The organism is Mesorhizobium sp. 128a (genome assembly GCF_053848025.1).
This window is the reverse complement of record NZ_JBSPKY010000024.1, coordinates 37,507-49,934: the sequence shown is the minus strand read 5'-3', so window position 1 is coordinate 49,934 and position 12,428 is coordinate 37,507. Positions and strand designations below refer to the sequence as shown.

Annotated in this window: 10 protein-coding genes; 4 read left to right on the top strand and 6 right to left on the bottom strand. The window is 63.1% G+C overall.

Annotated features, from left to right (window positions below; genetic code table 11):
• Positions 1–99 precede the first annotated feature (99 nt).
• Together ACWTU9_RS29040 and ACWTU9_RS29035 are read right to left on the bottom strand one after the other, a co-directional pair.
• Entirely contained in the window at positions 100–2,061 is a 1,962-nt protein-coding gene (locus ACWTU9_RS29040; RefSeq protein WP_455861322.1) for an acyltransferase family protein, read from the bottom strand.
• 105 nt (positions 2,062–2,166) lie between these two features.
• A complete protein-coding gene (locus ACWTU9_RS29035) occupies positions 2,167–2,775 on the bottom strand; it encodes a TetR/AcrR family transcriptional regulator (RefSeq protein ID WP_455861321.1) in 609 nt (202 codons plus the stop codon).
• Positions 2,776–2,883: 108 nt separating this feature from the next.
• On the opposite strand from ACWTU9_RS29035, the gene ACWTU9_RS29030 reads away from it, so the two are divergent.
• The 3 genes from ACWTU9_RS29030 (at position 2,884) to ACWTU9_RS29020 (ending at position 7,443) form a co-directional block, all read left to right on the top strand.
• Positions 2,884–3,570, top strand: coding sequence for a PspA/IM30 family protein (locus ACWTU9_RS29030; RefSeq protein ID WP_455861320.1), 687 nt, complete (start codon positions 2,884–2,886; stop codon positions 3,568–3,570).
• A gap of 65 nt (positions 3,571–3,635) precedes the next feature.
• On the top strand, positions 3,636–3,923 hold the full coding sequence (locus ACWTU9_RS29025; RefSeq protein ID WP_454577649.1) for a YiaA/YiaB family inner membrane protein: 288 nt from the start codon (positions 3,636–3,638) through the stop codon (positions 3,921–3,923).
• A gap of 94 nt (positions 3,924–4,017) precedes the next feature.
• Positions 4,018–7,443 carry an acyl-[ACP]--phospholipid O-acyltransferase gene (locus ACWTU9_RS29020; protein ID WP_455861319.1) on the top strand — a complete coding sequence of 1,142 codons (3,426 nt, stop codon included), beginning with the start codon at positions 4,018–4,020 and terminating at the stop codon, positions 7,441–7,443.
• Positions 7,444–7,509: 66 nt separating this feature from the next.
• Here the strand turns inward: ACWTU9_RS29020 and ACWTU9_RS29015 are convergent, their stop codons facing one another.
• Both ACWTU9_RS29015 and ACWTU9_RS29010 read right to left on the bottom strand, forming a co-directional pair.
• On the bottom strand, positions 7,510–8,721 hold the full coding sequence (locus ACWTU9_RS29015; RefSeq protein ID WP_455861318.1) for a hypothetical protein: 1,212 nt from the start codon (positions 8,719–8,721) through the stop codon (positions 7,510–7,512).
• Positions 8,722–8,767: 46 nt separating this feature from the next.
• On the bottom strand, positions 8,768–9,718 hold the full coding sequence (locus ACWTU9_RS29010) for a hypothetical protein (RefSeq protein WP_455861317.1): 951 nt from the start codon (positions 9,716–9,718) through the stop codon (positions 8,768–8,770).
• Positions 9,719–9,991: 273 nt separating this feature from the next.
• Between ACWTU9_RS29010 and ACWTU9_RS29005 the strand changes: the two genes are divergently transcribed.
• The gene (locus ACWTU9_RS29005; protein WP_455861316.1) at positions 9,992–10,891 is read left to right on the top strand and encodes an HNH endonuclease; all 900 of its coding nucleotides are present in this window, start codon (positions 9,992–9,994) and stop codon (positions 10,889–10,891) included.
• A 119-nt stretch (positions 10,892–11,010) separates the two neighbouring features.
• Here ACWTU9_RS29005 and ACWTU9_RS29000 read toward each other — a convergent pair whose 3' ends face one another.
• Together ACWTU9_RS29000 and exbD are read right to left on the bottom strand one after the other, a co-directional pair.
• Complete coding sequence (locus ACWTU9_RS29000; protein ID WP_455861315.1) at positions 11,011–11,973, bottom strand: TonB family protein; 963 nt, start codon at positions 11,971–11,973, stop codon at positions 11,011–11,013.
• Positions 11,970–12,428, bottom strand: a complete 459-nt coding sequence (exbD, locus tag ACWTU9_RS28995) for a TonB system transport protein ExbD (RefSeq protein WP_455861314.1) — start codon at positions 12,426–12,428, stop codon at positions 11,970–11,972. Before exbD ends, ACWTU9_RS29000 begins: the two co-directional genes overlap by 4 nt.

Sequence of the window (12,428 nt, the reverse complement as noted above, 5' to 3'; positions counted from 1 at the left end):
AGCGCTTCTTCACGCCGCGGCTGCGCTTCAAGTCCTACGATGAACGCCCCATGGGTCGAAGCCTGCCCGTCGCCACATCCGACTTCCGGAGACGTCCCGTCAAAGCCCCGCTTTGTTTGCGAGATAGGGGGCCAAGGCAAGCGAATAGCTGGCCGTTAGATGATGATTGTCACGCCAGACAATGATGTTGCCGACAACTGCTGGACATAGTTGCGGCCCGCAGATGGCGTCGATCATGTCGATGGCGCGCACATTTTTCTGTCCCTCCGCGGCCAACACCAACACGTCGCTCCGCTCAATGTCGCCCAGCTTGGTGACGCATTTCGTTGGCGTCGAACTCAGGCAATCGCCCGGATCGAATTTCATGTAGGGCGTGTTGCGAATGGCAACGATTTGCGAACCAGCTTCCGTCAACGTGCTCCAGAGACTTCGCAGCCCTTCGACCATCGTGTCTTGCGGCACCGATCCGTAGTTGGACTGGCTAGTGACTATCAGATCCGGTTTCAGCTTGAGGATCTCGGCGAGCACCTTTTCGCGCCACTGCGCACATAACACGTTGGGTTTGCCATCCGCCGTGATGGCCACGCGGCTGAATGGGCAGGCCGATTTTGTAAAGGTAACCAGTTTGATTTTGCGGTCCTTGGCGATCTTGTCCAGAGCTGGCACCCACTGGGCTGCATGAGAATCTCCCACCAGGACAATGGTTTTCTTACCCGCCGGATCGCCGAGAGAGCATCGTTTGGGCTCAGAGCTTTCCTCCTGGTGGCACTTCGTTGCATACACGACCGGCACGTCCCTTCTCAGCCGGGCCAATGGCGGCAGTAGATTCAGGCCGTCCGGAACCGCGGCGCCGGAGACGAGAGCGGCAGGCCCGGGGTAGGAAGGCGTGCCGATCAGCGCGGTGTCGATGCGTTCTGCTTTCAGAAAAAGCAGCAGGCTGCCTGATGCAGCCACGCATGCCAGCACCGCGACGGTACCGTACCCCAGCGGCTTCCACCATGCGCCGCTCCGGGATTGCCGATAGGGTTGTTCGACATAGCGATAAGACAGGTCCGACAGGATCAGGGTCACCGCAATCAGGCCGACACCACTGGCAAATGTCAGCGAATGGCCCTGCCCCAGGAAGAATGTGATCAGCGGCCAATGCCAGAGATAGATCGAGTACGACCGATCGCCGACGAAACGAAGCGGCCACAAATCGAGCCCGCGAAATCGACCGGCTTGGACGTCGCCAGCCAGGATGACGAGCACGGTGGCCAAGGTTGGCAATAACGCACTGACGCCTGGGAATAGCGTCGCCGCTGAAAACAGAAAAGCGGAGGCTAGGGTGCCGGCGATACCGGCAAACGCCAACAGCCGGCTTGCACCCGCGCCCAATCGAAACCGGTGCTCGCTAAGCACCAGCAGGCCGCCCAGCGCCAATTCCCACAGCCGTGTGTGGCTGACGAAATAGGCCTGGGCGGGGTCAGTTTTCGTCATGACAATCGAGGCGACCAGCGATGCCACGAAAACGAGCGACAAGGTCGTCGTCAGGCTTCGTCTCAAGGAGAGCTGCCATCGCCGCGCCAGCCAGATCACGCCGATCATGAGTACCGGCCAGACGATGTAGAACTGCTCTTCGATGGAAAGCGACCAGTAGTGCTGCACCGGCGTCGGCAGATTGTCTGCGTCGAGATAGCTGACCGCTTCGTGGGCGAGACGCCAGTTCTCGACATAGAGAGCGCTGGCCAGGATCTGCTTGGCGGTTTCCTCCCAGCGTGCCTTGGAAATAAACAACACTGTGCCGACAACCGCCACCAGCAGCACCAGTATGGCTGCCGGCAAAAGCCTGCGGATGCGCCGCGAATAGAACTCGATCAGCGAGATACGGCCGTCGCGCAGCGCCATCTCAGCCAGCAGACCGGTGATCAGATAGCCCGAAATGACGAAAAAGACGTCGACGCCGATATATCCGCCGGGAAGCACATTGGGCCACAAGTGGAAAACAACGACCAGAGCGACGGCCAGTCCGCGCAGCCCCTGTATTTCGGGCCGAAACCGACGTTCCTGATCGATTGTCAACGAAGATCCCCTAGTTGTTTCAGCCGGCCTGAACCAACAGGGCATTTCTGGCCGCGTTCTTCATAAGGGCAGAATTCGGCAAGGCAAAGAGCCGATCGCCGCAGCTCATTCTCTTTCCGCCTCCAGCCCGCTCACCAGCGTGTCGACGAAATCCAGCAACTCGCTTTCGAGGTCGGTGGGCGCCAGACCGATGAAACGGTCTTCCAGCGAGATGGCGACGATGCCGTGCACTGCGGAGAACAGCGTGCGCGCGCGCGCCAGAAGCTCCGGCGTCTCCAGGCCCGGAAGCAACTGGGCAAGCGGCTCGACCAGATGCTGGATCAGCACCGCATGTTCGGCCAGGTGCCAGTCGGGCACGGGCACACCAGGCGCCATGCGATGTTCGAACAGCGCCTTCCACGCCATGCGATTGTCGCGCGCGAAGCCGAGATAGGCTTTGGCCAGCGCCTTCAGCCTTGCCCTAGGCTGGGCGGCGCCGGTCGCCTCCTGTTCCAAGGATGCTCCCAGCCGCGCCAGCGTGATCGAATTGACATGCAGGATGAGTTCGTCGAGGTCGGCGAAGGCGGTGTAGAGCGCACCCAGCGCGCAGCCGGCATCGGCCGTGATGTCGCGTGCGCGCAGGCCGGCAAGCCCCGAGGATTGAATACGCGCCTGGGCGGCCTCGATCAGCCTGCCTTTGAGATCCTCGCGTTTGGCGTCCCGTTTTGCGGTCATTAACCTTCCCTATGCGAAATTTATGAACATCGTTCATTTTTCTCTTGAACGCCGTTCACGATGTGTTACGTTGCATTCGTGAACAACGTTCATAGAGGAGAAACGGGAATGTTGAAACAGTTTTTTGCCCTCGTCCGCGGCCGAAGCTACGAAGCCGCCGAGGCGGTCGTCGACCGCAACGCCCTGGTGATCCTGCGCCAGCAGATTCGCGATTGTGCCGACGCCATCGCCGCTGCCCGCCGGGCAGTCGCAATTGCCATCGCCCAGAACGAACAGGAAGTCTTGCAGTTCAAGAAGCTGGTCGTTCGCATCGACGATTTGGAGAAGCGCGCGATCGCCGCGATCGAGCAGGGCCAGAATGAACTGGCCCGCGAGGCGGCCGAAACCATCGCCATGCTGGAAGCCGAACGCGACGCCTCCAGCGAGGCGCAGAAGAGCTTCAGCACCGAGATCGAACGGCTGAAGCGGACTATTCGCGTCTCTGAAATGCGGCTGCGCGAACTGCAGCGCGGCCAGCGCATTGTTGCCGCCGTCGACTCGACCCAGCGGCTGCGCGAAAGCGCTCCAGGCTCAAGCCTTTCGGCGCTCCAGGACGCCGAGGAGACGCTGCTTCGCCTGCGCACAAGGCAAAAGCACATCGACGCCACCGCGGCCGCCATGGCCGAGATGGAGCAGTCGGGCGATCCGGCCGCGGTCAGCGAAAAGCTCGCGGCTGCCGGCTGTGGCGCGCCGTTGCGCAGCAGCGCCGAAGCCGTGCTTGAGCGTCTCGCCGCCAAGATGGCCAAGCCAGCCTGATTGTATCCGGCCTGAAACAGACCCACGCCCAGCCAACCTAACCCTGAAACGAAAGGATTATACCGATGACCCCGAACACCTATTCCCCCAAGGATTCAAGCGCCTGGAAGACCTTCACCATGGCCAGTTTCGCTGTTGCCGCTGTGATGATGGCAGGCGGCATCTACTTCATGGAAGCAAGTTTCGCCGCTAAGGGGTTTTATGCCATGGCCGCCATCATGCTCGTGCACACCTCGATCACCATCACCAAGACACTGCGCGACTCGGAAGAGGCAAGCCGCTTCATCAACCGGCTGGAAGACGCCAAGACCGAGAAGCTGCTGATGGATGTCAGCCGCAGTAACGAAGTGTAACCGGGTTCCCGCTACACATAGGCTCAAACCGCGCAAGACCGCTGATCGATCCCGTCTGGATTTTCAACGGTCTTGCCCAATGGAAACCGCCGCTATGGAAATCGCTCCGATCAATCGTCCCACAGCTCATCTGATGACGTCCCGGCGCTTTGCGCCGTTGTTCTGGACGCAGTTCCTGTCCGCCTTCAATGACAATTTCCTGAAGAACACGCTGTCCCTTCTTATTCTGTTTACGCTGGCGGCGGACAAAGGTGGCTCTCTGGTCACCCTGGCAGGCGCCGTCTTCATGGCGCCCTTCCTGCTTCTGTCGGCGCTCGGCGGCGAGATCGCCGACCGCTTCGACAAGGCCCTCATCGCCAAGCGTCTGAAATTCGCCGAAATCGCCGCCGCTGGTGTGTCCGTTGCCGGCATCGCGTTGTCGTCCATCCCCGTGCTGATGACGGCATTGTTGATGTTCGGCATCATCTCGGCCCTGTTCGGGCCGATCAAATACGGCATCCTGCCCGACCACCTCGAGCGCAAGGAATTGCCGAAGGCCAACGCCTGGATCGAATCGGCCACGTTTGCCGCCATCCTCGGCGGCACCATCGCCGGCGGCGTCGTTTCCGCCGATGGCATCGGTGTCACGGTGTTCGGACCGATCATGATGGCGCTCGCCGTCGGCTGCTGGCTCGTCAGCCGCTATATCCCGTCCACCGGTTCGGCAGCGCCCGACCTCGTCATCGACAAGAACATCTTCCGCTCGACCTGGCGTCAGGTCGCCGAATTGCGCACCGACATGCGCATCTGGCGCGCCGGCCTGATGACGTCCTGGTTCTGGCTGATCGGCGCAGTCGTGCTGTCGCTCCTGCCTGTGCTGATCAAGGATTCGCTCGGCGGCAACGAGATGGCGGTCACCGTCTATCTCGCCGTGTTCGCTGTCTCGATCGCGATCGGCTCGGCCATCGCCGCCTGGATGTCGCAAGGGCGCATCGTGCTCTTGCCGGCGCCGGTCGGCACGGCCTTGCTGGCGCTGTTCGGCCTGCATCTCGCCTGGACCATCTCGAGCATGACGCCTTCGCCTCCGGCCGCAACCCTTGGCGCATTCTTCGCTGGCCCGAACACCATTCGGGTCGCGATCGACCTCGCCGGCATGGCCATTGCAGCCGCCTTCCTGGTGGTGCCGACCTTCGCCGCCGTGCAGGCCTGGTCGCCCGAAGCGCGCCGCGCCCGCGTCGTCGCCGCGGTCAGCATCGTCAACGCCGGCTTCATGACCGTCGGCGGCATCGTCGTTGCCCTGATCCAGACCAAGGTCTCCATCGGCGGCATCCTCTTCGGCCTCGCTGCGGCCAATGCGATTGCCGCCTGGCTGATGCTGAAATTCCTGCCGACCAATCCCTTCCGCGATTTCGTCTCCATCCTGTTCCGCGCCTTCCTGCGCCTCGAAGTGGAAGGCATGGACAACCTCAAGGCGGCCGGCAAGGCGCCGATCCTGGCGCTCAACCATGTCAGCTTCCTCGACGGTCCGCTGGCGCTGACGCTGACCGACGAGGAGCCCGTCTTCGCCATCGACTACTTCATCGCCCAGGCCTGGTGGATGAAGCCTTTCATGAAACTCGCCCGTGCTCTGCCGCTCAATCCGGCCAAGCCAATGTCCACCCGCACCCTGATCAAGGTGGTGCAGGGTGGCGACCCGCTGGTCATCTTCCCGGAGGGCCGCATCACTGTCACCGGCGGCCTGATGAAGGTCTATGACGGCGCCGCCATGGTCGCCGACAAGACCGGCTCGATGGTTGTGCCGGTGCGCATCGACGGGCTGGAGAAGACCTACTTCTCGCGACTGAGCTCGCAGCATGTGCGCCGCCGTCTGTTCCCGAAGGTCAAAGTGACCATTCTGGAACCGGTCAAGCTCGAAGTGCCGCAGGAGCTGAAGGGGCGCAAGCGCCGCGCCGCGGCCGGCTCTGCCCTCTACCAGGTGATGTCGGATCTCGTCTTCCGCACCCAGGACATCGACAAGACCGTGCTGGGAAAAATCATCCAGACAGCCAACGAACGCGGCATGAAGCAGCTCGCCGTCGAGGATCCGGTCACCGGCTCGCTCAGCTACGGCAAGCTTTTGACGGCCGTTGCCGTGCTCGGCGAGAAGTTCCAGAACATGTATGCCGACCAGCAGACGCTGGGCATCATGCTGCCCAACGCCAACGGCGCGTGCGCAGCCCTGCTCGGCGTCATGTCGGCGGGCAAGGTCCCGGCGATGATGAACTTCACCGCCGGCGCCACCAACATACTGTCGGCCTGCAAGGCGGCTGAAGTCCGGACCGTGCTCACCTCCCGCGCATTCGTCGAACAGGCAAAGCTCGGCGCCGTGGTCGAGGAACTCGGTCGTTCGGTCGAGATCGTCTGGCTCGACGATCTCAGGAAGACCATCGGTCTCAAGGACAAGCTGCTCGGCCTGCTGCGCAAATCGACGCCGCGCGCGAAGCGCTTGCCCGACGATCCGGCGGTGATCCTGTTCACCTCGGGTTCGGAAGGCACGCCCAAGGGCGTCGTGCTGACCCACCGCAACATCCTGGCCAATGCCGCCCAGGCGGCGTCCCGCATCGATTTCCATTCGGGCGACAAGGTGTTCAACGTGCTGCCGATCTTCCATTCCTTCGGCATGACGGCGGGCACCGTGCTGCCGCTGATCTCCGGCGTGCCGGTCTATTTCTACCCCTCGCCGCTGCACTATCGCATCGTGCCCGAACTGATCTACGCCTCGAACGCGACGATCATCTTCGGCACCGATACCTTCCTGTCGGGCTATGCGCGCACCGCGCACCCCTACGACTTCCGCTCCATACGCTATTGCTTTGCCGGCGCAGAACCGGTCAAGGCAGCGACGCGCATGACCTATATGGAGAAGTTCGGCGTGCGCATCCTCGAGGGCTACGGCGTCACCGAGACGGCGCCGGTGATCTCGATCAACACGCCGATGTACAACCGCTCCGGAACCGTCGGCAAGATCATGCCCGGCATGGAATACCGCCTCGACCCGGTGCCCGGCGTCGATGATGGTGGACGACTGTTCGTGCGCGGACCCAATGTCATGGCCGGCTATCTCCGGGCCGAGAAGCCCGGCGTGCTCGAACGGCTCGAAGACGGCTGGCATGATACGGGCGACGTCGTCGCTATCGACGAGGGCGGCTTCATCACCATCCGCGGCCGCGCCAAGCGCTTCGCCAAGATCGGCGGCGAGATGATCTCGCTGGCGGCTGTCGAGGCTCTGGCCGGCGAATTGTGGAAAGGCTCGCTGTCGGCCGTCGCCACCGTGCCGGACGCACGCAAGGGCGAAAAGCTGATCCTCATCACCGAGGCTCCCGGCGCCACCCGCGCGGACTTCCTCGCCTTCGCCAAGGCCAATGGCGCCATGGACCTGATGGTCCCGGCCGAGGTACGGGTCGTCTCAAAAGTGCCGGTGCTCGGCTCCGGCAAGCTCGACTTTGCCGCCGTCACCAAAACGGTACGCGACCAAGAAGCCATGAAGACCAAGGCCGCCTGATCGAGGCGCCTTGATCGACGGGACATAAGGCCGGCGCAAAACGGCGGCCTTATGTCCCGAAAGCGGTCAGCCCTTTAGCTCCCGCTGCGAGATCAGCATCGCCATGCGCTGGACGGCGCGCAGCTCCATCTCCAGCCCCGGCGACGAGGCCAACGCCGGCATGTTGAGCGCCACCACGGTCAACGGTTCGAGCGTCGCCAGCAGAACATGTGTCGCTTCGTATTTCTCGAACAGCCAGGCCAGCTGCTCGCGTATGTCCTGGTCGACAGGCGCATCCGGCTGCACATCGGCGACGGAACGCACCGGCTCCTGCTCCAGCGCCCGGGCCAGCACCTTGAGGTCGAAATCGCCGAGGTCGGCGTCCCTCAGGATCAGCGCGCCGTCGACAAGGATATGGTGCTGCAGCCCCCGCAGGAAGCGCGCCGAATCGGTGAGATCGCCCTCGGCCATATGCTTCAGCAGCGACTCACGGCGCTTTTCGGCGGTGAGGCTGACGCTGTCATTGTAGATGACGGCCAGCAGCGTCGCCGAAAGCACGATCACCACGCCCTGCACGCTGCCGCGCCAGCCGAGATCGTCGATGCCGCCCAGCGCCAGCCCGGCAAACACCGAGCTCAGTGCGATGACGGCAAAGGCGCCGATCGTGTCGCGATGGCCAAGGCTGGCGCGGCCGAGACCGATCGTCAGCCAGCACAGGAACAGGATGGCGATGCCACCGAGCCGCACCGGCACTTCGAACAGGCCGGGCCGATAGTCGGTGACCATGAACGGGAGGATCAACAACAGCGACAGCGCCATGCGCTCCACTGTGCGGTTCTCGGCCGCCGACAGGCTGTCGCGATCACGTGTCATCACCAGCCAGCCGATGGCGAGAAAACCACCGAACTGGAAGAGCAGAAGCACCGCCATCCGCCAGGGCTCAGAGAAGCGATCGGGAATCAGTGCCAGCAGGAAGAACAGCCCTGCGCCGCCGGCGGCAAAGAATTTGAGCGCAAACGGCGCATGCCGGCGCAGCAGGCCCTCGGTCAGCAGCAGCGCCGCCAGCGGCAGCAAGCCGGCCGCGGCGATGGTGACGAAGCGGAAGAGGGCTAGGCCGGTGGTCCAGTCGAGAATGCGGCAGGCGACCAGCACCGCCAAGACCCTCAGCCCGAACAGGAAGCGCCGCGACAAGGGATCGCCGGTGTCGCGTGCGCCCACCACCGAGATGACGATCAGCAGCCCCGCCAGCGCAGCCAGCGAAGTCATGGTGTCGGCGATGAGCGTATCGTCGAGCTTCATCGGCCGGCCACAAGGCGCAAAGCGCAGACGGAGGACGTCGCTGGCATCAGCGTGTCCATGGTCTCAGCACATTCCATTGGCGGCTGGAGTCGGCCCAGTGAACAACCGGCAGCACCAGACGCTGCAACGTGGCGGCCGCACCCGCCACGGCAAGGGCGGAAAGCGAGCCGCGCGGCACCGTGTCGGCGAGATAGGTGCGCGCGGACTGGAAGCTCATCTGGCCGATCTGCAGCACATCGTCGCCGCGCCCGTAGTCGAGCTCTTTCTGGCAGAATGCGTTGAAGGTCTCGTCGCGGTGCTTGGCCGCTTCGTCGAATGTCTTTTTCAGATCGTCCGAGCCGCCGGTATAGGCATTGGTGATGACGAAGCGCTCTTCGTCGAAACCAGCTTCGGGACCGACGCCGAAGACATGGCGGTGACGCGCCATGATCTGCCGCGCCAGAAGCACATGGGTGAGCGAGCGCCGAGCGCCGGCATGCGGCCCGGGAAACACATTGCTGAAGGCTTCGGCGACCATCCCGACGACGGCCGGCACCTGGGTGACGTTGGAAATCCAGATCGGCCGCAGCTGGTTGCGCAAAAACATCAGGAAGCAGGTGAGGCCGTAGAGAACCCAACTCAGGCCCCGGCTGCGCTCGTCCGGGTCGACCATGACCAGGCCGAGATGCAGCACCTCATAGGGCTTGCCGGCGAGCGAAATCTCCATCAGCGCCAGCGCGTTGAAGGCGATCGGCCGCCCGTCGCCACGCCTATAGACGATGGTGATGACGGAATGTTCCAGCCGGCTGCGGTCGCCAGAAAACACCCCATAGGTCAGGCTGCCCGCCTTCAGCGTCGTCGACGCCACCAGCCGCAAATCCTGGGCAAGCCGCTCCAGCTCCGCCGCCCCCATCCACCGCCCCGGCCGCTCCACGACACGCGTCTCATAGCCATCGGACACGCGCATGCGCACATCCATGAACCGACCCGGCAGCAGCTGCAGAACCGCCTTGAGCACGATGTTTCCCCTTGGCAGAGTGTTGGGGGCAGGATGGGGGTATGAGCCTAAGGTGGCGTAAATCTGGCGAGGATGGGGGTGGGTTGGTGTCGATAGGGTAAAGGAATGGCTGCGCTTGGTGGGCGTTCCGAGGGCGGCGTAGCTTCTGGCGGGTAAACATCGGCCGTTGGCGTAACGACTTCAACAGGGTCCAGACTTTCTGCGGCAACAAGATGGTAACCGCCGACGCCAAGGCGTAATGCGAATTTTCAAAGATTGCAGTATTGAACGTCTATGGGATTCGGGATTTTCATTCATCGCTCAGATTCGATCTACGACGACAGCCCGGCTGAGCAATATCAGTTCCCGAGCCAGTACCTACGTCGCGTCGAAGCATGTGTCGGCGATTGGATCATATACTACGAGCCTCGGAAGGTAGCGGACACACGTGGTTATTTCGCGATGGCCAAGGTCCAGCAGGTCATCCCCGATCCTACGGTCCAGGGCATGTATCTCGCTCTGATCGAACCAGCGAGTTACCTCGATTTCGTCAACCCGGTTTCGTTCAGCGGGGCGGAAGGACTCGTGGAGCGAGGTTTGCTCAACTATGAAGGGCAGATTTCTGGCCGCACCCAATCGGCGGTTCGTCCACTCAGTCCAAGCGACTTCGACCGAATTGTCGATTTGGGATTGGACCAGAGCGAGCCGCTGCTGCCGCGCGTCGATGAAATCGGCACGTCCTTTGAGTTCGAAGAGGAGCGGGTTCCGTTCCAGTTCGAGCAGAGCCGTGACCGCGTCGCCTATATCGGATCAAGGCTGCTGCGTGACCGCGTTTTCCGTCGCATTGTCTTACGCGCTTATGACGAACGCTGTGCGATCACGGGGCTTAAGCTAATAAACGGCCGTGGCCGTGCAGAGGTTGCTGCCGCCCATATTCGGCCTGTCGAAGCGAGTGGCCCGGACATTGTCAGTAACGGGATTGCACTCTCCGGCACTGCGCATTGGATGTTCGATCGTGGGCTGATCGGTCTGAGTGATGACCTGGAAATCCTGATCTCGCGACAGGTCAATGACCATGATAGCGTGCGGGCGTTCGTTAACAAAACCGGTCGTGCGCTTCCGCCTCGCCGACCGGTCGAACGCCCCCATCCTCATTTTCTGCAATGGCATCGCGATCACTGCTTTAAGCAATGACGTGGCGCAATTCTGGATACCTCCGGGCTCCCACCAACCCCGCCGCCCGGGATCTACTGCTCCAGCCTTGCGAAGCGGCTCCCTTGACCAGACCTAAATCCCCGCCCGGACGACGCATCTTAATCCCTCAAACTGAACACGATCGGCGCAACCACGGCGCCGACCTTGTCGGGCGGCGGCGTCGGCACCGTGGCGCCTTGCAGGACGCTGAGCGCGGCGCGGTCGAGATCCGCGTCGCCCGAAGAGCGCGCCAGCCGGGCGGAGATCACTCGGCCTGAAGCGTTGACGACGAAGCTGACATTGACGGTGCCCTCGGCCCGCCTCGGCCTTGCCGCGCTCGGGTAGTGCGTGCGCCGCTGGATCCATGACCGCAGCGAGGCGTTCCATCTGTCGGCGTCGCCGGATCGCGATCTCGACTGCGACGCCTTCGGCGTAGATGCTTTGGCAGCCGGCTTTGCATCGACGCTGGCCGTCATCACCGCCTTCGCCCGCGCCGCCTTTTCCTTCTTGTCGTTCTTCGGGCGCTGTCCAGGTTTTTCGACCGGCTTCTTCGCCATCCCGGCGGTCCTTTCCTCCACCGGATTGTCTTCTTTCGGCTTCGCCTGCGGCAGCGGAATGACCACGTCGGGCGCAATGGCCGGGACGATGTCGGGCACCACCTCGTCCAGCGGCGGCGACTGGTCGGGCTGCTCGGCCGCCGCCGTCTCAACTGGCGTGGTCTCGTCCGGCTGGACCTCTTCGGCCTCCTCGGTGACCGGCTCGGGCTTATTGACGTCCGGCTCCACCACGGGTTTTGCGTCGACGACCGTCTCCTCGACCTGGTTCGGCGGCTCGGGCGACACGACGTCGGCCATCGTGTCCTCAGGCACTGCCGGCGAGACCATCATCGGCGACAGCTCGATCGCCACCGCCGGCGGTGGGCCGCCATCCATCTCGTTGGCCAGGCTGAAGTTCTGCACGGCATAGGCGATCGCGACATGCGCGCCGACAACGAGAATGGCCGCAGCCGTCCACAAACCGATCTCGCGCGCGCCAGTGCGCGGCGGATCGGCCATGGTAACGGCGGCAGCCAGATGCGTCATGAGGCGGAGCCTTGCGGCGGCGGCGCGGGTGCCTCCGGCTCCGTCTCCAGTCCGACCAGCGCGATCTTCAGGTAGCCGGCGCCGCGCAGGAGATTCATCACCTCCATCAACTCGCCATAGCCGACCGCCTTGTCGGCGCGCAGGAAGATGCGGGTCTGCTTGTCGCCCTTTGTCTTGCCGTCGAGCACAGCCGCGAAGGCTTGGCGGGGAACGCTGTCATTGCCGATCGCCAGCGTCAGATCGTCCTTCAACGTCAGGAACAGCGGCGCTTCCGGCCGCGGCGCCGGCGTCGCGGTCGAGCCCGGCAGGTCGACATTGACGTCGACCGTCGCCAAAGGCGCGGCAACCATGAAGATGATCAGCAGCACCAGGATGACGTCGATGAACGGCGTCACGTTGATCTCGTGGTTTTCCTCGAGATCGCCGTCGATGTTCTCGCGAATTCTAGCCGCCAT